We start from the raw sequence: 23,920 nt of genomic DNA on the forward strand, positions 1-23,920 counted from the left end.
GAAATAATGAGCATCGACCGCTTCGAAGCTTTGCGAGTGTTCTGCCGTATCGTCGAAGCGGGCAGCTTCACGTGCACGGCGCGGCAGCTCGAGATGTCGAATTCCTCTGTGACCAACCATCTGACGAATCTGGAACGTCACCTGGGGGTTCGCCTGCTCAATCGAACCACTCGCAAGCTCTCCCTGACCGACGAGGGCAAGGCGTGCTACGAGCGGGCCCGCGAACTGCTTGACGGATTGGGCGAGATGGAGGAGAGCCTGCGCGGCGCAACGCTGGTTCCCAAAGGTGTTCTCCGGGTCGACGTGCCGACGGCCATCGGGCGCATCTATATCGCTCCGGCTTTGCCCCGATTTGCGGCGCTTTACCCCGAGGTTACGGTGAAGATGACGCTCGGCGACCAGATCGTTGCACCTGAAGAGAGAGGGGTGGACATCTCGATCCGCATCGGCAACCTGAAAGACTCCGGGCGCGTGGCAAGAACCATTCACCGCACGCGCCATGTCTGCTGCGCATCGCCGGATTTCCTGGCCAGGCACGGCACGCCGGCTTCCCCCGCGGACTTGGCGCGGTATCCGCAGCTCGGTTTTCTGCAGCCGACGACGGGCCAGCCGGTCCCGTGGTTCTTCGAGCGAGACGGTACCGCAACCGAGCACACGCCCGACGCGCGCATCTGGATCAATCACGCTGAATCGTTGATCGACGCAGCACTATCCGGCGCGGGCGTCATCCAGCTCTTGTCCCTCTCGCTTCAGCCGCACATCGAGAAAGGGACATTGGTGCCGATATTGGCGGAATGGACTGCACCGGGCCCTCCAGTATCCATCCTCTACCCGCCCAACCGCCACCAACCGGCAAAGATCAGCGCGTTTGTGAAATTCGTGGGTGAGCTCTTCGGGACTCGCGTTTGATGGCTGCAAGCGAATCGGGGCGCTTCCAGCTGAAGTGCCCCGACCCAATCCTGTAGATCACTTGTGACTCGGCCTGCGCCTTCACCCCTGCCAGGCGGCCAGGATGTTGGCGACGGCCTCTTGCCCCCGGCGCGAGCCGTGCGGCGGCCGCCCCATAAATGTCACTCGCTCGCATCGAAAGCAGGCGGCGCCGGCGCCTGCAGCACCATCACACCCCCAAAGCACGTATCCTTGCGTCCTTCCCGATTCGGTCGAGCTCCGCAGTGCGGTCCCGTGCGCGTTCGTTCCCCTATCCGCCCGCAACTGCAATCCCCAGATACCAGAGCCTTATCTCATGATCACCCTCAAGGACGTCACCCTGCGTCGTGGCGCGAAGGTGCTGCTCGACAGCACCTCCGTCATCCTCAACCCCGGCGAAAAGGTCGGCCTGGTCGGGCGCAACGGCGCCGGCAAGTCCTCGCTGTTCGGCCTGCTCAACGGCACGCTGCATGAAGATGCAGGCGACTTCAACATCCCGGCGGCCTGGCGCATGGCGCAGGTGGCGCAGGACATGCCGGAAACCAGCCAGTCGGCCACCGACTTCGTGATCGAGGGCGACACCGCCCTGCTCGCCGCGCAGCAGGAAGTCGCCGCGGCCGAAGCCAGCGACGACGGCGAACGCATGGCCTACGCCTACATGGCGCTGCACGACGCCGGCGCCCACGACGCGCAGGCGCGCTCCCAGGCGCTGATCCTCGGGCTCGGCTTCAAGACCACCGAACTGTGCAATCCGGTGAACAGCTTCTCCGGTGGCTGGCGCATGCGCCTGCAACTCGCCCGCGCGCTTATGTGCCCATCCGACTTGCTGCTGCTCGACGAACCGACCAACCACCTCGACCTCGACGCCCTCGTCTGGCTCGAAGCCTGGCTCAAGCGCTACACCGGCACGCTGGTGGTCATCAGCCACGACCGCGAATTCCTCGACGCCATCACCGACGTCACGGTGCACATCGACAACCACAAGCTGACCCGCTACGGCGGCAACTACTCGACCTTCGAGGACACCCGCGCCCTGCAGCTCGAACTGCAGCAAAACGCCTACGCCAAGCAGCAGGACAAGATCGCCCACCTGCAGAAGTTCATCGCCCGCTTCAAGGCCAAGGCCAGCAAGGCCAAGCAGGCCCAGAGCCGCGTCAAGGCGCTGGACCGCATGGACAAGCTCGCGCCGGTGCTCGCCAGCGCCGACTTCACCTTCGAGTTCAAGGAACCGCTCAACCTCCCCAACCCGATGCTGGCGATGGAAAACGCCTGCTTCGGCTATCCGCCGCCCGCCGATGCCCCCGCCGGCACGCCGCCGACGGTGATCGTGCGCGGCGTAAACAAGTCGGTGATGGCCGGCGAACGCATCGGCATCCTCGGCGCCAACGGCCGCGGCAAGTCCACGCTGGTGAAGACCATCGCCCGCGACCTCACCCCCACCAGCGGTGTCGTCACCGAGGGCAAGGGCCTGCGCATCGGCTATTTCGCGCAGCAGGAACTGGACGTGCTGCGCCCTCAGGACAACCCGCTCCAACACATGGTGCGCATGGCCCGCGAAGGCCTGCCCGCCGGGCAGAGCGGTCGCGAGCAGGATCTGCGCACCTTCCTCGGCACCTTCAACTTCAGTGGCGACATGGTGCAGCAGCCGGTGGGCACCATGAGCGGCGGCGAAAAGGCCCGCCTCGTGCTGTGCATGCTCGTGTGGCAGCGCCCCAACCTGCTGTTGCTGGACGAACCGACCAACCACCTCGACCTCGCGACCCGCGAAGCGCTGGCGATGGCCCTGAACGAATTCGAGGGCACGGTGATGCTGGTCTCCCACGACCGCGCCCTGCTGCGCTCGGTGTGCGACGAGTTCTGGCTGGTGGCACGCGGCGGCGTCGAGCCCTTCGACGGCGATCTGGACGATTACCAGCAATACCTGCTCGACGAAGCGCGCCGCGCCCGCGAAGAACTCAAGGCCTCGCTCAAGAGCCCGAAGCACGAGCCAGCGCCTGTTGCCGCCCTCCGGGTCAGCCCGGAGAAGCTCAAGAGCCTCAAGCGCGACCTGGGCAAGCTGGAGCAGACGATCCTGGAAGTACAGGCGCGCAAGCACGCTGCCGAAGCCCGTCTGACCGGCTCGCCGTCGGTGCAGCTACTCGCCGAATTGGGCAAGGAGTTGCAGCAGATCGAGGAAACCCTGAACGCCCACGAAGACAGCTGGCTGCAGCTTTCCGAGGAGATCGAAGCGGCAAGCCGGGCCTGACCGCGATGCGGCGGTCATTGTTCCACGGTGCGCCAATGCGAGAATCGGGTCCGTCTCACCGGAACTCTCCTCGCCATCTCCCGTCCATCCGCTAAGCCAGCCCAAAAGAAACAGGAACCCGCATGCAACGCGATCCCAGACTCGACGCCCTGTTCAACAACCTGAAGCAGAACCCACCCAAGCCAGTCGGCCCGCTGCAGAAGATCGCCGCGATCGCCGCTGCGGTGCTCGTGTTCGGCCTGGCGCTGACCTTCTCCGTCCTGTTCTTTGCGGTGGTGGTGGCAGTCGGAGGTCTGATCTGGGGCTATGTTTGGTGGAAAACCCGCAATCTGCGCAAGGTGATGCAAGAAGCCCAAGCGCAGGCGCAGGCCAGAGGGCGCGCCCCGCGAGGCCCGGCCGCGGACGGTACGGTGATCGAAGGCGAAGTCCTGCGCGAAATTCGGGACGAGGGACGCGAGAACCCGCGCAACTGACTCCGGCGGCAACGTCTGCCGCGTCACCTGTTCGGCTTACATGGACTCGTCCATGCGCGCCCGCCGCGCAGCTTCTTCGGTACGCGCCGCCTCGATGACCTGCATGACTTCGTCCAGGTCGGCGAGTTTTTCGTCGCGCTTGAAGTGTCCGGTCAACTCGATGTCCGGGTGCAGCCTGCCGGCCTCGTAGAGCGACCAGATTTCCCTGCCGTAATCGGTCGCCATAAGCTCCGGCGCGAACTGGCCGAAGTAGGCGGCAAGATTGTCGACGTCCCGCTCCAGCATGCGGCTCGCGTTGTTGTTGGCCGCCGCGTCGATCGCCTGCGGCAGGTCGATGATCACCGGCCCATCGGCATCGACCAGGATGTTGTATTCGGACAAGTCGCCGTGCACGATGCCCGCACACAGCATGCGCACCACCTGACGCACCAGAAATGCGTGGTATCGCCGCGCATCCTCTTCGCTCATCACGATGTCGTTGAGCCGCGGCGCCGGTTCGCCGTTCTCGTCGGCCACCAGTTCCATCAGCAGCACGCCTTCGTGGAAATTGTACGGTGTCGGCACGCGCACGCCGGCCGCAGCCAGGCGATATAGCGCATCGACCTCGGCGCTTTGCCAGGCGGCCTCCTGCTCCTGCCGCCCATAACGCGAACCCTTTGCCATCGCGCGCGCCTGCCGGCTGTTCTTGACCTTGCGGCCTTCGGTGTAGTCGACCGCCTGACGGAAGGCACGCTTGTTGGCCTCCTTGTAGACCTTGGCGCAGCGCACTTCGTCGCCGCACTCGACGACGAACACCATCGCCTCCTTGCCGCTCATCAACTGGCGCGTGACGCGGTCGACGAGGCCGTCGGTCACCAGCGGCTCGATTCTGCTTGGCGTTTTCATGCTTTGGTCCTGATGAACTGCGTGGAATTGGGCAAAGCCGACCAGATTACACCCTTGCACCCTCATCTCGGGGCACAACCGTCGTTCGAGTAGAATCTGGGCATGACATCAGATGCAATGAACGAAGCCGAAATGGACGACGGAGTCGTCCGCGTGAAAGAGCCGCGCCTGTGGCAGGACGACGGCTGGACCGCCCGCGTCATCAAGAACATGGACGACGAGGGATGGGCGGTCGAAATGATCAAGGATGGCGAGCCCGAACCTGCCCTGGTCGGCCCCTGGACGATGGGGCGCGACAAGAAGAACCCGAAGCCCCTTGACTCCTCGGCATTCAACACCCTGGTCAAGACCGCCTCGGAAGTCCTGCGCCGCCATGAGCAACAGCTGCATGCGGCGCTTCACAAGAAGCTCACCGTGAACACGGAGTCCGGCCCGGTCAGCGTCACACTCGATATCGTTGCCGACGAATACGATCCCCATGCCCTGCTGGGTGCCTACGATGCTGCAGGCGAAGAACTGGCCCGGCTGCGCGTGGATGCGGGATTCAAACTGACCACGGCCAGCGCACAGGCGTGGCTCGAGGATGACTTCCGCAGGCCGGGCTGATCGACCTTTGCGGCAGGCAAATAAAAACGCGCCGAAAGGCGCGTTTTTACATGATATCTGGCGGAGAGAGCGGGATTCGAACCCGCGTTGGGATGTTATCCCAAACACGCTTTCCAGGCGTGCGACTTAAACCACTCATCCATCTCTCCGTGGAAGGCGCGCATTGTAGCAGAACGCCCGCGATACGGAACCCCATTTTGGCGTTCCGCGGAGAATTCCGGCACGCCCGCCTGTTCGCAGCGTCCACCCGCCTACTTCGATTCGGTGAAGATGCCCGGATCATCGGCCGGCAGCCGCGGGTAGCGCACGTAATCGACCAGCGCCCGCACTTCCGGCGGCGGCGGCGGGGTGAGCAGGCTGACGACGACGATGGTGAGGAAACCCAGCGGCACGCCGAACACGCCGCTCGAGATCGGGCTGATGTCGAACCAGGCGTTGTCCATCGATCCACCGAAGAAGGCGTGGGTGCTGACGAAGTAGTAGAGCGTGACGGCGGGGCCTGCAAGCATGCCGGCGACGGCACCGGGCCGGTTCGCGCGCTTCCAGAAGATGCCCAGCACCAGCGCGGGGAAAAAGGCCGCTGCGGCGATGGAGAACGCGAGGCCGACCATGAACAGGATGTTGTCCGGGCGCATCGAGGCGACCCACGCGGCGACGACGGCGACGACCAGCAGCTGAGACTTGGAGATGACCAGGCGGCGCTGGGTGCTGGCGCTCGGGTTGATGACCTTGTAGTAGAGATCGTGCGACAGCGCGTTGGATATGGTGAGCAGGAGGCCGTCGGCGGTCGACAGCGCAGCGGCCAGGCCGCCCGCAGCGACGAGCCCCGAGATCACGTAGGGCAGCCCGGCGATCTCGGGCGTCGCGAGCAGGATCACGTCGGTGTTGAGGCTCAGTTCGGCGAGCTGCAGGATGCCGTCGCCGTTGATGTCCTCGATATTGACCATGCCCACCTTGCCCCATGAGACGAGCCAGTTCGGCAGCATGGCGATGCTGGTGCCGATGAGGTTGTTGTACACCTCCCACTTCGCGAACACCGCATAAGCGGGCGCCGTGACGTACAGAAGGAAGATGAAGAACAGGCCCCAGAACACCGACTTGCGCGCCTCCACCACCCCGGGGGTCGTGTAGTAGCGCATCAGCACGTGCGGCAGCGCGGCGGTTCCGACCATCAGCACGAACACCAGCGCAAGGAAGTTGTTGCGCGCGACCTCACGCTGTTCGGGCGTGTCGCCGGGGTGAGCCTGGGCGTGCCGCGGCGGCGGACGCGACCGCTCGATCGCCTCGACGCGCGCGCGCTCCCATTGCTGACGCGCCTGACCCGGCGTGCGCGGCAGATCGCGCAGGGCCCGCTCGGTATGCGCGATGTCGCGCGCGGGGGCGTCGTTCAAGCGCAGCTGGTTGAGGCGCTCGATGAGCTCGCGCCGCTCCGCGTCGAGCGAATCGGGCAGATGTGCAATCTTGGCGACGTAGTCTTCCGCGCGCCGGGCGAACTGCTTGCGCACGGCCACCTCTGCGTCGTCGGTAAGCAGCTCGTTCTCCTTCTCGGAGAGTTTGCCGAGCACCGTGCCGTACATCACCGGCGCGACGGGCACGCCGGTGACCTTGTATGAAAGGATCGTGACCGGCACGAGGTACGCGACGATCAGGATCACGTACTGCGCGACTTGCGTCCACGTGACCGCGCGCATGCCGCCGAGAAAGGAACACACGAGAATGCCCGCCAGGCCGACGAAGAGCCCGATCTCGAACTCGATGCTGATGAAGCGGCTGGTGATCAGCCCCACCCCGTAGATCTGCGCGACCAGATAGACAAAGCTGGCGATGACCGCGGCGATCAGGCCCACGACGCGCGCCGCGTTGCCCTGGTAGCGCGCACCGAGGAAGTCCGGAATCGTGTATTGGCCGAACTTGCGCAGGTAGGGAGCGAGCAGCAGCGCGACGAGCACGAAGCCGCCCGTCCAGCCGGTGACGAAGGCGAGCCCCTCGAAACCGGTGAAATACAGCGTGCCGGCGAGGCCGATATACGAGGCGGCGCTCATCCAGTCCGCCGCCGTCGCCATGCCGTTGAACATGGCAGGCACGCGGCGTCCGGCAACGTAGTATTCGGTCACGTCGGCGGTACGGCTCATGACGCCGATGCCCGCGTAAATGGCGATGGTCGCGAACAGGAAGACGTGGCCGATCACGCTCTGCGACATGCCCATCTTTTCGCCGATCGCCAGAAACCCGACGAAGCTGATGAAGCTGAGCGTGTACCAAAGGTAGTACCGGCGCAGGCGGCGCGCGAAGGGAGACGGTCCGGTCATGCGGACGGTCGTCCGGTCAAGCAGCGCGCAGGAGACGCCGGTGCGCGCCGCGAGGGATCAGCGTTCAATACTTGACCCTCGCGTAATACGACTTCTCGGCCGCCTCGCGCGCCTGGCGCAGCGTGCGGATGCCCTTTGCGGCCAGCAGCGGAATCATCTTGAGGAAGACCTCGGCGGTGACGATCGCATCGCCCAGCGCCGTATGGCGTCCGAGGATCGACAGGTTGAGCCGTTCGGCGATCGCCTCGAGGCGGTGCGAATCCTGGTTCGGATGAATGACGGCGGACAGCAGCAGCGTGTCGAGCACGGGCTGATCGAAACGGATGCCGGTCGCCTCCTCCTTCAACTGCAGGAAGCGCATGTCGAACGCCGCGTTGTGCGCGATCAGCACGGTATCCTCGGCGAACGCATGGAAGGCCGGCAGCACCGCCTCGATGGCCGGCTGGTTCTTGAGCCTATCCGGCGTGATGCCGTGGATCCGCACCGATTCGGGCGACAGGTAGCGACCGGGATCGACGAGCTGCTCGAACGACTCCTGACGCAGCAGCTTGCCATTGACGATGCGGGTCGCGCCGATCTGGATGATCTCGTCGCCCTGCGAGGGGTTGAGCCCGGTCGTCTCGGTGTCGAAGACGGTGTAGGTCAGCTCGCTGAGCAGGCGGTCGTCCAGCGCGCGCGACTTGTCCGACCAGTTGAAGAGGTCGAAGTCGTAGTATTCCGGCCGGCTTTCGCCTTTCAGGATCGTCGCCTCGTCGAGCTGTTCCTGCGGCATGGCGGCCGGCAGCAGGATGCGGAAAAACGCGCGGTGGCGGACCTTCTCGCGTTCCAGCCACATCTCGCCGTCGTGACGCTCGATCACGTCGCGCACCGTCAGCGGGCTGTTCTCGTCGGCGAAGCGCATCGGCTCGAGCTCCCAGCTCATCACCGTCTCGGTGCTCATCGCCTGGCCCGACCAGATCAGATCGAGGTGGACCAGCCGGCCCGCACCGCTCAGGCGGAAACGCACCTCGCGCACCTCGAACTCGTCCGAGAGGCGGTTCGCCAGGTACGTCAGGGCCTGCAGCAGCGAGAAGCTGTCGACCTTGACCCACAGCGTCTCATCGACCTCCTCCAGCTTGGTCGGCAACCTGACGACATTCTCGATGCGCCGCTGCGCCGCGGCGATCAGGTCGGCGCCGAGCATCTCCTCGAGCGGCCAGCGCGCCTTGAGGGAGTCGGCGAATTCGTTGGCGGTCTCGTCGAGGCGCGTGCTCATCCCCCGCACCTCGTCGCGGATCACGGCGCGGAAGCGCTCGCGCAGCTCGTCCTGCAGGTCCGGGTATTCGAGCATGTCGGCCGCAGCGCGCACATTGGCGAGCGCAGCGCGGTTGCCTTCGGTGAGCGTGTGCAGCATCTGGTCGCGCTTCGATTCGGTCTCGAAGGTGCGCGTGATGTTGTCGAGCATCAGGATGAAGCCGGTGATGGCCCGCTCGCCGCCCTCTCCTTGCTCCACCGACAGCACCGGCGCCATCTGCGCGCGCAGGAGCTGGCCGGCGCGCGTCGTCGTCACGAAATTGGCGACCGGCTGTGCGGCGCTGCGCCGCAGCCGGTGCTGGATGCTTTCCAGCGCGTGATTGACGAGGTTGCGCTCGAAGACCGCATAGATCGAGCGTCCGAGCCCGATCAGCTCGCCGCCGCCGGCAACCGCCGGGGCATCCGACAAGGCGCGGAACTGCTGTCGCGCGCGGTGGTTGTAGAGCAGGATGCGGCCGTCGAGGTTGCACACGACGACGCTCTGCGTGAGTTCCGACATCAGCGCGGCAAGGCGGTTTTTTTCCTCCTCCACGGACTGCTTCGCCTGTGCGATCTGCGCCTCGACGTCCTCCAGCAGCTCGTCGCGCTGCTGCGCCAGGGCGTTGACCGCATGCGCCAGCGCCTGCACCTCGGGCGGCCCCTTGGGCTTGACGCGGAATTCGCGGTTGGCGCCGAGCATCAGTTTGAGGTGTTCATCCATGCGCAGCAGGCCCTGCACATAGTGCCGGAACAGGTTGCGCACGACCGCCATGCCGAGCGCGAAGCCAACGATGGTCATCAGCGCCCCCAGCGGCAGGTGCGGCACGACCACGTCGATGAGCCGCGCCCGGTCAGCCTCGCCCGCCTCCAGCCACACCAGCCCCGTCGTCACGACGAAGGGGCCGGTCATAAGCAACGCAAGGATGCAGACCGCGAGGATGAAACGCGCACGAGCGGTCATCCGTCAGCGCTCCGCGAGCATGCTGCGTACGCGCTCCACGAGCTCCTTGGTCGAGAACGGCTTGGTCATGTAGGCGTCGGCCCCGAGGGCGAGCCCCTTCGCAACCTCGGTGTCGCGCCCCTTGGCCGTAAGCATCAGGATGCGCACCGACTGCAGCTCGGGATTGGACTTCACCTCCTGGCACACCTCGAAGCCGCTCTTCTTCGGCATCATCACATCGAGCAGCACGAGGTCGGGTTTTTCGGCGCGGATGCGCCGCGCCGCCTCGTCGCCGTCGTTGGCGACGCTCACTTCATAGCCCTCGCGCTTCATGAGGAACTCGAGCGAAATGACAATGTTCTGTTCGTCGTCGGCAATCAGTATTTTTTTGGCCATGCTCTCCCCTTTCCTTCTTTATATTCTAAGTCATTGCGTGGTCCGGGCCGTCGCCGGCCTCGGGCGACAGCGGCAGGACGAAGCTGAACGTCGCGCCTTCGCCCGGCTTCGACTGCACCCACAGCCTGCCGCCGAAGTGCTCAACGATCTGCCGGCTGATCGGCAATCCAAGCCCGGTCCCCTGCGGGCGCGCGCGCTCGTCGCCGCCCTGGCGGAACTTCTCGAAGATCACGCCAAGCTGCTCGGGCGCAATCCCCGGACCGTTGTCGGTGACATCGACGCGAAGCTGTCCGGCTTCGCACGTCAGGCGGACACGCGCCACTCCCGTGTCGTTCGGCACGAATTTCGCCGCATTCGAGATCAGGTTCAGCAACACTTGCAGCAGGCGGTCGCGGTCAGCCCGCAGGTGCAGTGCATGGTCGGGAAGGTCGAGCTCGAGCACTGCGCCGCGGTCGCGGAAGATCTGTTCGGTGGTTTCCACCGCATGCCCCACCAGATCGCGCATGTCGATGTCGGAGTTGTGCCATTCGGCATGGCCCGACTCGATCTTGGCCATGTCCAGCACCTGGTTCACGAGACGCGTGAGGCGCTCCGTCTCCGAGACGATGATTCCGAGGAAGCGCGTGCGATCCTTGAGGTCGATCTTCGGGTCGTCCAGCAGCATCTCGGAAAACGCGCGGATCGAGGTCAGCGGCGTGCGCAGTTCGTGCGTCACCGAGGACATGAAATCGTCCTTGAGGCGGTCGAGCTCCTTCAGCCGCTCGTTGGCGGCCCGCAGCTCGCCCGTCGCCGCCTCCAGCGCCTGCGATTTTTCCTCCAGTTCATGCGAATACGCACGCACCTGCGAGGCCTCGTCGAGGATGTCCATCACCTCGTCCAGCCCGAGCGGCTCTTCCTGCACCACCGACGACACCATCACGCGCGCCGATGCGCTGCCGATCGCGCCGGCGAGCTGGGTTTCGGCGAACTGCACCAGACCGGCGTCGGGCTTGAGCTCCGCAATGCTGCGGACTCCGCGCTCGCGTGCATAGGTTTCGAACATCCGCCGTGCGCGTTCGGCGCCCAGAAAGCGTGCCACGAGCGGCTGCAGATCCTGCACCTGCGCGCTGCCGCGCCAGAAGGTCGCCGGGGCATCCTGGCCGCGGCTGAAGACGTCGACGAAGAGCGTCGCCTGCGTGGCCTCCTGCCCCGTCGGGACGCGCGCGAGCGACACCAGCACGTAGCACGCGATATTCGCGGTCAGGCTCCAGAACAGCGCATGGCTGATGCTGTCCAGCCCTGCCAGGCCGAAGAGTTGCTCCGGACGCAGGAACTCTTGGCCGAAGAGCCCTTGATCGAGAAAGGTCCGGTCGAGCCAGCCGGACTTCGCCACGGACGGCAGCATCAGCGTATAGGCCCATACGACGAAACCCGCCAGCAGGCCCGCAAACGCGCCTTCCCGGGTGCCTCCGCGCCAGTACATGCCGCCCAGCATCGCCGGGGCGAACTGCGCGACCGCGGCGAAGCTGATCAGCCCGATGCTCACCAGCGCGTAGGCCTCGCCGGCAAGGCGGAAATACAGATAGCCCAGCAGGAGCACGACGACGATCGCTCCGCGGCGAATGCCGAGCAGAAGCCCGGTGAGGTCCGGGTGGTCGCTACGCTTGAAGCGCTCGGTGCTCAGCAGCAGCGGCATGACGAGATCGTTGCACACCATCGTCGACACCGCGATCGTCTCGACGATGACCATCCCCGTCGCTGCGGAAAGGCCGCCGATGAACGCCAGCAGCGCGAGTCCCCGCTCGCCGTGCGCCAGCGGTAGCGAAAGCACAAAGGTATCCGGGTCGACCGTGCCCCGGCCGAAATACAGCAGCCCCCCGAGCGCGATCGGCAGCACGAAGATGTTGATCAGCAGCAGATAGCCCGGGAACAGCCAGGTCGCGCGGCGCAGATGCTGCTCGTTCACGTTTTCGACGACCGTCACCTGGAACTGACGCGGCAGGAAGATGACCGACAGCAGCGCGAGCAGCGTCATCGCGAACCAGCCGCCGTAGCCCGCCGTGCTCGCGGTCTTCAGGCTTAGCAGCGCCGCGAGTTCCGGATCCGCGAAGGCGCGCGCGAAGATGTCATCGAATCCCTCATACACCCCCCAGGTGACGAATCCGCCGATGACCAGGAAAGCCAGCAGCTTGACGACCGATTCGAACGCGATCGCGGCCACCATGCCTTCGTGGCGCTCGGCCGCGTCGAGGTGGCGCGCCCCGAAGAGCACCGTGAACAGCGCAAGCGTCAGCGCGACGTATAGCGTGCCGTCGTTGAACCAGCTCGCCGTCGCGAAAGGAAAGACGCCGCTGTCGTCGCTGCCGGTGAGCACCGAATAGCCGCTGGAGATCGCCTTCAGCTGCAGGGCGATGTAGGGCACCATGCCGACCACCGCGATGATGGTCACCAGGCCGCCCAGCAGGTGGCTCTTGCCGTAGCGGCTGGCAATGAAGTCGGCGATCGATGTGATCCGGTACGTGCGCGAGATACGGATCATCTTCAGCAGCACCACCCACGACAGACTCATCGCGAGCGTCGGCCCGAGATAGATCGGCAGGAACCACACCCCGCCGGATGCCGCGCGCCCTACGCTGCCGAAATAGGTCCATGCCGTGCAGTACACCGCGAGCGACATCGCATAGGTCCACGGATTCGCGATGATCGAGCGCCCCTGCTCCGCCCGTCGGTCGCCGTACCAGGCAACCGCGAACAGCACCAGCAGGTACGCGAACGATGCGGCGACTACGACGGTGCCCGACAGCATCCCCGCCTCCTCAACGCGCGCCACGTTCGGCGATCCAGGCGACCACCGCAATCAGCAGCGCCCATATGACGAACAGGCACGCCCACAGCATCGGCATGCCGAAGAAGGGTTCGGAACCGTCGAGCAGGGACAGCACGGGATAATTGAACAGCAACGCCCCTCCCAGGAACGTCGCAACGAGCCTCTGACCAGCCAGACCTCTGCGCATCATGTCTCCCTCATGATGACGACGGCTACCCGAAGTATACCGGTGCCTGGCGGGGGTCTCCGGAACGAGTCCCCCGCCGGGAAAAAAAAGGCGCGCTTGCGCGCGCCTTCTCCTCCTCCCACTGCCGGCTCGCGCCGGCTTGCCTCAATTATTCTTATGCGGGGCCGGCCTCTTGCGGACCGGTCTCCCTTCATGCCGGGTCAGCCCGCGGATTGCTTGAGCTGGTCCAGGATCGCCGGATTCTCGAGGGTCGACGTATCCTGGGTGATCTCCTCCCCCTTCGCCAGCTGACGCAGCAGCCGGCGCATGATCTTGCCCGAACGGGTCTTCGGCAGGTTCTCGCCGAAGCGGATGTCCTTGGGCTTGGCGATGGGCCCGATCTCGTGACCGACCCAGTTCTGCAGGTCCTTGATCATCGCCTTGGCCTCTTCGCCGGTCGGACGCGCGCCCTTGAGCACCACGAAGGCGACGATGGCCTCGCCGGTCAGGTCGTCCGGACGGCCCACGACCGCGGCCTCGGCGACCTTCTCGTGCGCCACCAGCGCCGATTCGATTTCCATCGTGCCCATGCGGTGGCCCGAGACGTTCAGCACGTCGTCGATACGACCGGTGATGGTGAAGTAGCCGGTGTCCTTGTCGCGGATCGCGCCGTCGCCGGCGAGATACAGCTTGCCCTTGAAGTCGTCCGGGTAGTAGGACTTCTTGAAGCGCTCCGGGTCGCCCCAGATCGTGCGGATCATCGCCGGCCACGGACGCTTGACGACGAGGATGCCGCCCTGGCCGTTCGGCACTTCGGTACCGGTCTCATCGACCACGGCCGCAATGATGCCGGGGAAGGGCAGCGTGCACGAGCCCGGAACCAGCGGCGTCGCGCCCGGCAGCGGGGTGATCATGTGGCCACCGGTCTCGGTCTGCCAGAAGGTGTCGACGATCGGGCAGCGGCTGCCACCGACGTTCTCGTAGTACCACTCCCACGCGGCCGGGTTGATCGGCTCGCCGACCGAGCCGAGGATGCGCAGGCTCGACAGGTTGTAATTCTTCGGATGAACGGTCGGGGTGTTATCTGCGGCCTTGATCAGCGAACGGATCGCGGTCGGCGCGGTGTAGAAGATGTTGACCTTGTGGTCCTGGATCATCTTCCAGAAGCGGCCGGCGTCCGGGTAGGTCGGCACGCCCTCGAACACGATCTCGGTCGCGCCGCAGGCGAGCGGGCCATAGGTGATGTAGGTGTGGCCGGTGACCCAGCCGATGTCCGCCGTGCACCAGAAGACATCGTTCGGCTTGATGTCGAACGTCCACTTCATGGTCAGGATCGCATGCAGCAGGTAGCCGCCGGTCGAATGCTGGACGCCCTTCGGCTTGCCCGTCGAACCCGACGTGTAGAGCAGGAACAGCGGGTGCTCGGCGTCGACCCATTCCGGTTCGCAGGTATCGGCCTGGCTGGCGCAGACGTCGTGGAACCACTTGTCGCGGCCCTCGACCATCGTGCAGGCACCGCCGGTGCGCTGGACGACGATGACGTTCTTGATGCTTTCGCAGCCGCCCATTCCGAGGGCTTCGTCGGCGATCGGCTTCAGCGGGAGCGCCTTGCCGCCGCGGAACTGGCCGTCGGACGTGATCAGTGCAACAGCGCCGGCATCGTTGATGCGGTCGCGCAGCGCCTGCGCCGAGAAGCCACCGAAGACGATGGAGTGGGTCGCGCCGATACGGGCGCAGGCCTGCATCGCGACGACGCCTTCGATCGACATCGGCAGGTAGATGACGACGCGATCGCCCTTCTTGACGCCCATGTCGCGCAGCGCGTTGGCGAACTTGCACACGCGCGCCAGCAGATCCTTATAGGTGACGCGGGTCACATCGCCGCCATCGGCTTCGAAGATCAGCGCGACCTTTTCGCCCAGGCCGTTATTGACGTTGCGATCGAGGCAGTTGTAGGAAACGTTCAGCTGACCGTCGGCAAACCATTTGAAGAAGGGGGCGTTGCTCTCGTCCAGGACCTGGGTGAAAGGCTTCTTCCACTCGACCAGTTCGCGGGCCTGACGCGCCCAGTAGCCCTCGTAGTCGTCCTCGGCTTCCTTGCACAGTGCGCGGTAGGCATCCATACCCGAGACCGCGGCATTCTTGACCATCTCTTCCGACGGGTAATACAGACGGGGCTGCTGTTCGTTCGACATACTGACCTCTCCTCAACTATTCAAAGTCATTGAAGCGCCCTGCAGGGCCGACCGGTTGATCCGGTCTTATGTGTCGTTCGCTGAAGATGCTGCCTTCGCGATCTGGTCGGCATTTAAGGCTGTGTATCTTACACAGGACTTACACCCCCATGCCGTGGAACATTGCCCATTCCGGTGGGACGTCGCCGGCCGCGGACTGCTAGAATTGCGCCCCTACCAAGTGACCCGGCCTTACGTTAGGAGATGCGCCATGACCGTGATTCGCGAAGAAGACCTGATCCAGTCCGTCGCGGATGCCTTCCAGTACATCAGCTACTACCACCCGCTCGACTACATCAAGGCCCTCGGCGAGGCCTGGAAGCGTGAGGAGAGCCCCGCCGCAAAGGACGCGATCGCGCAGATCCTGACCAATTCGCGCATGTGCGCCGAAGGCCATCGCCCGATCTGCCAGGATACCGGCATTGCCGTGGTCTTCCTCAAGGTGGGCATGAACGTGAAGTGGGACGCGAAGATGAGCGTCCAGGAAATGGTCAACGAGGGTGTGCGCCGCGCCTACACCAACGTCGACAACAAGCTGCGCGCCTCGGTGCTGCTCGATCCGGCCGGCAAGCGCCAGAACAGCAAGGACAACACCCCCGCGGTGGTGCATTACGAGATCGTCCCGGGCGATCACGTCGAGGTGATCTGTGCGGCCAAGGGCGGCGGCTCGGAGAACAAGACCAAGTTCTATGCGCTGAACCCGTCCGATTCGATCGTCGACTGGGTGCTGAAGACCGTCCCGACGATGGGCGCCGGCTGGTGTCCGCCGGGCATCCTCGGCATCGGCATCGGCGGCACGCCGGAAAAGGCGATGCTGCTGGCGAAGGAATCGCTGATGGCGCCGGTCGACATCCATGAACTGAAGGACAAGGCCGCTTCCGGCGCGACGCTGACGCGCGCCGAGGAACTGCGCCTCGAGCTGTTCGAAAAGGTCAACGCGCTGGGCATCGGCGCGCAGGGCCTGGGCGGCCTGACGACCGTGCTGGACGTCAAGATCCTCGACTACCCGACGCACGCGGCGAGCCTGCCGGTGGCGATGATCCCGAACTGTGCGGCGACCCGCCACGTGCACTTCGAACTGGACGGCTCCGGCCCGGCGAAGCTCGAAGCGCCGAAGCTCGAAGACTGGCCGGACGTGACCTGGCAGGCCGACACCAAGGTCGCCACACGCGTGAACCTCGATACGCTGACGAAGGAAGAAGTCGCGTCGTGGAAGCCGGGCCAGGTGCTGCTGCTCAACGGCAAGATGCTGACGGGCCGCGACGCCGCGCACAAGCGCATCCAGGACATGCTCGCGAAGGGCGAGAAGCTGCCGGTCGACTTCACCAACCGCGTGATCTACTACGTCGGCCCGGTCGATCCGGTGCGCGATGAAGTCGTCGGCCCCGCCGGCCCGACCACTGCGACGCGGATGGACAAGTTCACGCGCATGATGCTCGAGCAGACCGGGCTGATCTCCATGGTCGGCAAGGCCGAGCGCGGCCCCACGGCGATCGACGCGATCCGCGACAACAAGTCGGCCTACCTGATGGCAGTCGGCGGCGCCGCTTACCTCGTCGCCAAGGCGATCAAGAGCGCGAAGGTGGTCGGTTTTGCCGACCTGGGCATGGAAGCGATCTACGAGTTCGACGTGCAGGACATGCCGGTGACGGTCGCGGTCGATTCGAACGGCACCAGCGTGCACAACACCGGCCCGAAGGAGTGGCAGGTGAAGATCGGCAAGATTCCGCTCGCGACCGCCTGATCCGCGCGCAGACAGAGGCATCGCAAGCCCGGCCGCTTACCCGGCCGGGCTTTTTTTCGCCCTCCGGATCCGTGCGACACACATCCCGAAACATCTGCACGCCCTCACGCGCTTGACCTTCAAGCGTGCCGACGCCTAAAGTCGGCCTATGTGGGATTTTTTCCCACTCGCAATACTTGAGGAGAATCAGATGAAACTTCACCCCGGGATTTCCGTTTCGTTTTATGCCGCGGCCGCCCTCGCCTTCGGACTGCATTCGAGTCTGGCACCTGCTCAGGAGGCAACGACCACCGCAACGACCGCAGCCGAACCCGCTCCCTCCGACGCGACCGTGACGACGGACGGTACCGCTGCCGCCGGCGTTTCGCGCTCGCAGGGCGCCATGCCGGTGCAGAGCGTGGAGACCGTCATCAACGCGGATGGCACGACGACGGTGACCCGCACGCGTACCCTGAGCGCCACCGGCGCCGCGCCTGCACGCGTCCGCACCAAGGAAATGACCTTCAACGCCGAGGGCGGGCTGGCCAGCCAGACGACGACCGAGGTTCGCACGGCAACCGACGGCACGGTGCTGAGCGAGCGCAGTTCGACCCGTACCACTGCCGGCGGCGAACTCGCGCGCAGCGACTCGCGTCGGGCCGCGGTCGAACGGCCCGACAACGCCGAGCGCGTCGCCCGCGCCGAGCGTCCCGAGAAGCTCGAGCGGATGGAGCGGCTCGAACGCGTGGATCGCCCCGAGAAACCCGAACGGGTGGAGCGGGTCGAACGTCGCGAGCGCGACTGAGGAGGCCCCGGCGGATTGCATGGAATTTTTTCCCACGCACAGTTAAGATGTGAGCAACTGACCCCGGAAGAAGCACCCCATGCATTCCCCCACTCCGCCGACTTCGCTGCTGCGCGCGCTCCGGCGCGTCATGCGGCCGCTCGTGCGGCTGATGCTGCGCAAGGGGGTGACCTATACTTATGTCTCGGACATGCTCAAGGGCGTCTTCGTGGAGGTCGCGGAGCAGGAGTTCCGCCTCGACGCCAATGCGCCGACCGACAGCAGGATCAGCCTCCTGACCGGCGTGCATCGCAAGGACGTCAAACGTCTGCGCAACCAGCCGCCGGATGTGGCGGATGATCTGCCCGCAGCCATATCCCTGGGAGCCCACCTCGTGAGCACCTGGCAGACCACCGCGCCGTTCTGCACGCACCCGGGCGAGCCCACGCCCTTGGCACGGCTCGCCAGCACGGGCGGAGAACGCTCCTTCGATGCACTGGTCGCCCGCGTCAGCAAGGACATCCGGGCGCGCGTAGTGCTCGACGAATGGCTGCGGCTCGGGATCGCGCGCGTGGATGAACACGACCGCGTGCATCTGGAGACTGCGGCCTTCATTCCACAGAAAGGCTTCGACGAGAAGGCGGCCTATTTCGGCCACAACGTGCATGACCATGCCTGCGCGGCGGTGCACAACCTGACGACCGAAGGGCCACCGTATTTCGAGCGCAGCGTGCATTACGACGCCTTGTCGCCGGCCAGCATCGCGCGCCTGCGCGACGCCGTCGCAAACGAAGGCATGCAGGCGCTGATCGCCTTCAACACGCTGGCCTCGGATCTCGAAGCGCAGGACGCTCAAGCCCCCGATGCGCGACAGCGCGTCACGATCGGCCTCTACTTCTACAGCGAGTCGACTTCGGGCACGAGCGCGTCCGGCGACGCCTCGCCGAAATCCCCGTCATGAGTGATCGCTTCCACCCACTGCGCCGGCTTGTCGCGGGCCTCGCGTTCGCGCTGTGCGGCGTTGTCCCGGCGGTTGCCGCGCCGGTGTGCGTAGACCCGGGCGGCATCGGTGGTACCGGCGCCCCCCGGCGCGAAGGCGGAATCGGCGGCACGGGGTCGCCGGCGTCCGGCATCGGCGGTACCGGCGCACCTGCCGCATCGGGCATCGGCGGCACCGGAGCGCCGGTGGCGTCGGGAATCGGAGGCACGGGCGCGCCGCTCGCGCAGGGCGGGATCGGCGGCACCGGAGCCCCCGCCCGCGAAGGCGGAACCGGCGGCACGGGCATCGTCGGCACGATCACCGGCTTCGCATCGATTTGCGTGAACGGGGTGGAGGTGCATTACGACGAGGCCGTTCCGGTGTCCGAAAACGGTATCGGCGGCACCGTGTCGCGCCTTGCCGTGGGACAGGTCGTCGCGGTGGAGGCCGGCACTTCGCCGCGGGGACTGGAAGCACGCAGCATCGCGATCGTCCACGCCTACGAGGGTCCCGTGACCGCAGCACGCAAGGGCTCCGCGCCGCTGCGCGTGATGGGTCAGGCGGTGCAGCTGGCGTCAGGAGCGAAGGTCGACGCAGGCCTGCGCGCCGGCGAGATGGTGCGGGTGAGCGGATTCCGCAATGCGTCCGGCGAGGTGCTCGCAACCCGCGTCGAGCGGGCACCGCAGTTGCGCGAGGCGAGCGCGGTCGGAACGCGCGGCGGCGACGGCACGCTGCACGGACTGGCGCTGAGCGGCGACGCCCGGGGCAATGCGGAGTCGCTGGTACGCGGCACATGGACGGGACGTGCGCTGGCGGTGACGCAGACGAGCGCGAATCCGACGATTCCCTTCGCCGGGCGCGTGCGCGACGCTATCGTCGAAGGCCTGGTGCTCGAGCGCGCCGACAACCGGATGGATATCAGCGGTTTCGAAGTGGAACTGGCGGAAGGCACCAAATTCGCGGACAGCGCGGCAGGCACGCTCGACAAGGACACGCGTGTCCGGGTGCAAGGCACGTTCACCGGCGAACGCAAGGTCAAGGCCACCCGCATCGAGGTCGTGCGCGACGGCTTCGGGGCCGGCGAGGCCCGCGAGAGCTCCCGGTCCGGAAGGAAATCCGGCACCGGCGAGAACGGCAAGGACCACGGCTCGGGCAAGACGCGGACGGAGATCGACGACAAGCGGATACGCATCGAGACCGAAAGCGCATCGGGACGCGAACGCATCGAGCGCGAGCTGTCCCCCTCCGGCGAGGTCGAACGCGAGCGGATCGAACGCACGGAGGTGAGCCCGAGCGGCGACCTGCTGTTGCGCGAACGCATCGAGACACGCACTTCGGGCGACCGCGTCGAGACCCGCCAGCGCATCGAGCGCTTCGACGGCAGCGGCCGGATCGAGCGCATCGAACGCACCGAACGTATCGACCGGCCGGAACGCATCGAGCGCGTGGAGCGGCCGGAGAAGCTGGAACGGCCGGAACGCATCGAACGCCCCGAACACGACTGAAGCACCACCGGGACAAGACACCCCAATGTTGAGGAGAGCCGAATGAAACACAAGCGCATCCTGCTGGCCCTGCTGCTGTCCGGCAGCGCACTGGCCGCCGGCACGGACGCCGGTACCAACGAATTGAGCCTGACGACCGGGCTGGATTATTCGACCGGCGACTACGGCACGAACACGACCAGCGAAATGTGGTACGTGCCGATCGCGGCAAAGTACGAGACCGGCCGCATGACCTACAAGATGACCATTCCGTACCTGCGCGTGACGAACGCGGTGGTCAGCCCGGACGGCGATCCGATCCAGGGCATCGACTGCTCGGGCACCAAGACCGGGCTCGGTGACATCACGGCAAGCGCGGGCTACAACCTGCTCGACGGCAGTGCGAACGGCCTGCTGCTCGACGCGGTGGCGAAGGTGAAGTTGCCGACCGCGGAAAGCAAGTGCCTGGGCAACAACAAGACCGATTACGCGCTGCAGTTCGACGCTGCCAGGTCCTTCGGTGCCGTGACGGCGTTCGGCACCGCCGGCTGGAAGGACATGGGTGATTCGGACCTGCGCAATCCCTTCTATGCATCCCTCGGATTCGGCTTCAAGCTTGCCCCGGCGACCACCGTCGGCGCGGCCTATGACTGGCGCGCGCGGCTGCGATCGTCGAGCGACCCGATCCGCGAGGCCTCGCTGTTCCTGAGCCAGAAGCTGAGTGCCCAGTGGAAGCTGCAGGTGTATGGCGTGAAAGGATTTTCCGACAACAGCCCGGACTGGGGCGGCGGCATGATGGTCGGTTACACGTACTGATCGTTTTCCGGTTTGCGCCGGTCCGACGGGGCCGGGCTCGCGGGTGGAGGCAATCCTCCCGCGAGCCCGGCCCCGTTTTCCATCTTCGAGACGATCAATGCGCTGAATTCCCGAAATTGATTCAAATCATGGAGCGACGGGGCCTCGCTGCCGAGAATGCGTGCAACCTTCGGGTTATTTCTCAATCACTCGGATGCATGACAAAACAATGAGGGACAAACCATGAGCGGTACATTCACCAAGGCGATGGCCCGCAACATCTTCTACGGTGGGGCGGTGTTCTTTTTTCTGCTACTGGTGGCATTGACGTTCGACACCATGGGCGGACTGCCGAAATCCGACAACCGTGCGAACCTGACGGAGTCGGTCCTGCGTGGCAAGCACATCTGGGAAACACGCAACTGCATCGGTTGCCACACGCTGCTGGGCGAAGGCGCTTACTTCGCTCCGGAGCTGGGCAACGTCTATCCGCGTCGCGGCGCCGAGTTCATCAAGGCGTGGATCAAGTCGCAGCCGACCGGCACGCCGGGACGCCGCCAGATGCCGAATTTCAATTTCACCGAGCAGGAGCTCGACGACATCGTCGCCTTCCTGAAGTACACCTCGGAAATCAATACCCAGAAATGGCCTCCCAACATCGAAGGCTAAGCGCATCGGATCGACAACTTCAAGGGAATTCATAACCATGAAATATTCATCGCAATCGGTCGCGATGCCGTACTTCATAGCGGCAATCGGTCTCTTCGTGGGACAGATCATCTTCGGTCTCGCCATGGGTCTGCAGTACGTCGTCGGCGATTTCCTCTTCCCGGAAATCCCGTTCAACGTAGCGCGGATGGTGCACACCAACCTGCTCATCGTGTGGCTGCTGTTCGGCTTCATGGGCGCTACCTACTTCCTCATTCCCGAGGAGGCGGAAACGGAGCTGTATAGCCCGAAACTCGCGCTGCTGATGTTCTGGATCTTCCTGATCGCGGGCGCGGCGACGATCCTCGGCTACCTGCTGGTGCCGTACTCGACGCTCGCCGAGATGACGGGCAACAACATCCTCGCGACGATGGGACGGGAGTTCCTGGAACAGCCGCTGATCACCAAGATCGGCATCGTGATCGTGGCGCTGGCCTTCCTGTTCAACATCACGATGACCATGCTGAAGGGCCGCAAGACCGTCATCAGCATCGTGCTGCTGATGGGCCTGTGGGGTCTGGCGATCTTCTTCCTGTTCTCGTTCTACAACCCGGGCAACCTGGTCAAGGACAAGTTCTACTGGTGGTGGGTTGTGCACCTCTGGGTGGAAGGCGTGTGGGAACTGATCATGGCCGCCATCCTTGCCTTCGTGCTGATCAAGGTGACCGGCGTCGACCGCGAAGTGATCGAGAAGTGGCTGTACGTCATCATCACCCTGGCGCTCGTCACCGGCCTGATCGGTACCGGCCACCACTACTTCTGGATCGGCACGCCGTCGTACTGGCAGTGGCTCGGTTCGATCTTCTCGGCACTGGAGCCGATCCCGTTCTTCGCAATGACCGTGTTCGCCTTCAACATGGTGAACCGCCGCCGCCGCGAGCATCCGAACAAGGCTGCCGTGCTGTGGGCACTGGGCACCGGCGTGATGGCCTTCCTCGGCGCCGGCGTGTGGGGCTTCCTGCACACCCTGGCTCCGGTGAACTACTACACGCACGGTTCGCAGATCACCGCGGCGCACGGCCACATGGCCTTCTACGGCGCCTACGTGCTGGTGGTGCTGACGATCATCAGCTACGCGATGCCGCTGCTGCGCGGTCGTGCGGCGAACGGCGAGCGTGCTCAGGTGTGCGAGATGTGGGCGTTCTGGCTGATGACGATCTCCATGGTCTTCATCACCCTGTTCCTCACCGCGGCCGGCATCCTGCAAGTGTGGCTGCAGCGCGTGTCCGACACCCCGATGCCCTTCATGGCGGTGCAGGACCAGATCTCGCTGTTCTACTGGATGCGCCTGTGGGCCGGCGTGGTGTTCGCCGCGGGCCTCGTGACCTACCTGGCGAGCTTCTTCGTCAAGGGTGACAGCAAACCCCTGATCCACGCATGATGGATCTCCCGCTTCCGGCCCTCCGCGGGGCACGTGAAGCGGTTGCGGGGCGGCTTCGGCCGCCCCTTTTTTTATCTGCGGGGCACTGGGGCATATTCCCCGTCTATTTGTTTCACCAAATCCGTGAGTTAACCAGAATCAAGGTCCGGCGCTCCTCCCCTTCGTAGACTGGGACACATGAATACATGCGCCCAAACACTCGTGAGCCCGCCTGCCCTGCCGGCCGTCGCTTCCGACAGCCCCGCCCGGCGCCTGCCCGGCGACCTGGCGATCTGGTTCTTCATCCTCGCCGAACTGCTCGCCTTCGGCGCCTTCTTCATCGCCTACGCTTTCGCGCGTGCGAACAACGTCGAACTGTTCAACGAGCAGCAGCTGGCGCTGGACCGCAATGCCGGGGCGCTCAACACCATCCTGCTGCTGACCTCGAGCTACTTCGTGGTGCGTGCGGTGCAGGCGGCCGAAGCCGGCCAGGGGCGTCGCGCAGCGACCTGGATCGCCGGCGGCTTCGCGTGCGGCGCGGGCTTCATCGTCGTGAAGCTGTTCGAATACACGGCAAAGTTCGCGGCGGGGGTGAGCCTGTCTTCGAGCACCTTCCACATGTTCTATCTGGTGCTGACCTTCTTCCACTTCATGCACGTGATCCTGGGACTCGTGATCCTCGCCGCGCTGTGGAACGGGGCGCGCAAGGGGCGCTACAGCCCGGGCAACATGAACGGGATCGAGACCGGTGCGGCGTACTGGCACATGGTTGATCTGGTGTGGCTGATCCTGTTCCCGCTGGTCTATGTAATGCGTTGAGGGGTGTGA

At 65.1% G+C, this 23,920-nt stretch carries 19 protein-coding genes and 1 tRNA gene; 12 read left to right on the forward strand and 8 right to left on the reverse strand.

Translation table 11 applies throughout. The annotated features are described in order from the left end of the window. Positions 1–6 precede the first annotated feature (6 nt). The 3 genes from BW991_RS04085 (at position 7) to BW991_RS04095 (ending at position 3,645) form a co-directional block, all read left to right on the forward strand. A complete protein-coding gene (locus tag BW991_RS04085) occupies positions 7–909 on the forward strand; it encodes a LysR family transcriptional regulator (protein ID WP_084204953.1) in 903 nt (300 codons plus the stop codon). Positions 910–1,243: 334 nt separating this feature from the next. After that, positions 1,244–3,172 carry an ABC-F family ATP-binding cassette domain-containing protein gene (locus tag BW991_RS04090; RefSeq protein ID WP_076600807.1) on the forward strand — a complete coding sequence of 643 codons (1,929 nt, stop codon included), beginning with the start codon at positions 1,244–1,246 and terminating at the stop codon, positions 3,170–3,172. 122 nt (positions 3,173–3,294) lie between these two features. Then, positions 3,295–3,645, forward strand: coding sequence for a CPBP family glutamic-type intramembrane protease (locus BW991_RS04095; protein ID WP_076600808.1), 351 nt, complete (start codon positions 3,295–3,297; stop codon positions 3,643–3,645). Between the two features lie 36 nt (positions 3,646–3,681). Here BW991_RS04095 and BW991_RS04100 read toward each other — a convergent pair whose 3' ends face one another. After that, positions 3,682–4,530 carry a PA4780 family RIO1-like protein kinase gene (locus BW991_RS04100; RefSeq protein WP_076600809.1) on the reverse strand — a complete coding sequence of 283 codons (849 nt, stop codon included), beginning with the start codon at positions 4,528–4,530 and terminating at the stop codon, positions 3,682–3,684. Between the two features lie 117 nt (positions 4,531–4,647). Between BW991_RS04100 and BW991_RS04105 the strand changes: the two genes are divergently transcribed. Beyond that, positions 4,648–5,136 carry a hypothetical protein gene (locus tag BW991_RS04105; protein WP_425290202.1) on the forward strand — a complete coding sequence of 163 codons (489 nt, stop codon included), beginning with the start codon at positions 4,648–4,650 and terminating at the stop codon, positions 5,134–5,136. A 58-nt stretch (positions 5,137–5,194) separates the two neighbouring features. Here the strand turns inward: BW991_RS04105 and BW991_RS04110 are convergent. The 7 genes from BW991_RS04110 to acs all read right to left on the reverse strand — a co-directional run bounded on the left by BW991_RS04110 (position 5,195) and on the right by acs (position 15,220). Beyond that, positions 5,195–5,285 (reverse strand) — tRNA-Ser (locus tag BW991_RS04110). Positions 5,286–5,387: 102 nt separating this feature from the next. Then, positions 5,388–7,445, reverse strand: a complete 2,058-nt coding sequence (locus BW991_RS04115) for a sodium:solute symporter family protein (protein WP_076600811.1) — start codon at positions 7,443–7,445, stop codon at positions 5,388–5,390. A 64-nt stretch (positions 7,446–7,509) separates the two neighbouring features. Next, positions 7,510–9,678 carry a 3'-5' exonuclease gene (locus BW991_RS04120; RefSeq protein ID WP_076600812.1) on the reverse strand — a complete coding sequence of 723 codons (2,169 nt, stop codon included), beginning with the start codon at positions 9,676–9,678 and terminating at the stop codon, positions 7,510–7,512. A 3-nt stretch (positions 9,679–9,681) separates the two neighbouring features. Then, positions 9,682–10,053 (reverse strand): response regulator transcription factor, encoded by a 372-nt coding sequence (locus tag BW991_RS04125; protein ID WP_018990971.1) that lies wholly within the window; start codon positions 10,051–10,053, stop codon positions 9,682–9,684. Between the two features lie 25 nt (positions 10,054–10,078). After that, on the reverse strand, positions 10,079–12,838 hold the full coding sequence (locus tag BW991_RS04130) for a sensor histidine kinase (protein ID WP_076600813.1): 2,760 nt from the start codon (positions 12,836–12,838) through the stop codon (positions 10,079–10,081). A gap of 10 nt (positions 12,839–12,848) precedes the next feature. Further along, on the reverse strand, positions 12,849–13,046 hold the full coding sequence (locus tag BW991_RS04135; protein ID WP_170879050.1) for a hypothetical protein: 198 nt from the start codon (positions 13,044–13,046) through the stop codon (positions 12,849–12,851). A gap of 200 nt (positions 13,047–13,246) precedes the next feature. Continuing rightward, positions 13,247–15,220 carry an acetate--CoA ligase gene (gene acs, locus BW991_RS04140; RefSeq protein ID WP_076600815.1) on the reverse strand — a complete coding sequence of 658 codons (1,974 nt, stop codon included), beginning with the start codon at positions 15,218–15,220 and terminating at the stop codon, positions 13,247–13,249. Positions 15,221–15,470: 250 nt separating this feature from the next. On the opposite strand from acs, the gene BW991_RS04145 reads away from it, so the two are divergent. From BW991_RS04145 to BW991_RS04180, 8 genes are all read left to right on the forward strand, one after another. Beyond that, a complete protein-coding gene (locus BW991_RS04145) occupies positions 15,471–17,003 on the forward strand; it encodes a fumarate hydratase (RefSeq protein WP_076600816.1) in 1,533 nt (510 codons plus the stop codon). A 190-nt stretch (positions 17,004–17,193) separates the two neighbouring features. Further along, positions 17,194–17,787 carry a hypothetical protein gene (locus BW991_RS04150; RefSeq protein WP_076600817.1) on the forward strand — a complete coding sequence of 198 codons (594 nt, stop codon included), beginning with the start codon at positions 17,194–17,196 and terminating at the stop codon, positions 17,785–17,787. Positions 17,788–17,866: 79 nt separating this feature from the next. Continuing rightward, on the forward strand, positions 17,867–18,727 hold the full coding sequence (locus BW991_RS04155; protein ID WP_076600818.1) for a DUF6502 family protein: 861 nt from the start codon (positions 17,867–17,869) through the stop codon (positions 18,725–18,727). Then, positions 18,724–20,250, forward strand: coding sequence for a DUF5666 domain-containing protein (locus tag BW991_RS24325; RefSeq protein ID WP_076600819.1), 1,527 nt, complete (start codon positions 18,724–18,726; stop codon positions 20,248–20,250). Before BW991_RS04155 ends, BW991_RS24325 begins: the two co-directional genes overlap by 4 nt. Positions 20,251–20,292: 42 nt before the next feature. Next, on the forward strand, positions 20,293–21,045 hold the full coding sequence (locus BW991_RS04165) for a hypothetical protein (RefSeq protein WP_076600820.1): 753 nt from the start codon (positions 20,293–20,295) through the stop codon (positions 21,043–21,045). Between the two features lie 222 nt (positions 21,046–21,267). Beyond that, positions 21,268–21,693 carry a c-type cytochrome gene (locus tag BW991_RS04170; RefSeq protein WP_076600821.1) on the forward strand — a complete coding sequence of 142 codons (426 nt, stop codon included), beginning with the start codon at positions 21,268–21,270 and terminating at the stop codon, positions 21,691–21,693. A 37-nt stretch (positions 21,694–21,730) separates the two neighbouring features. Continuing rightward, positions 21,731–23,113, forward strand: coding sequence for a cbb3-type cytochrome c oxidase subunit I (locus tag BW991_RS04175; protein ID WP_076600822.1), 1,383 nt, complete (start codon positions 21,731–21,733; stop codon positions 23,111–23,113). Positions 23,114–23,314: 201 nt separating this feature from the next. After that, positions 23,315–23,911, forward strand: coding sequence for a cytochrome c oxidase subunit 3 family protein (locus BW991_RS04180; RefSeq protein WP_425290203.1), 597 nt, complete (start codon positions 23,315–23,317; stop codon positions 23,909–23,911). Positions 23,912–23,920: the final 9 nt, after the last annotated feature.

The organism is Aromatoleum tolulyticum, from assembly GCF_900156155.1.
GTDB classification, from domain to species: Bacteria; Pseudomonadota; Gammaproteobacteria; order Burkholderiales; family Rhodocyclaceae; genus Aromatoleum; species Aromatoleum tolulyticum.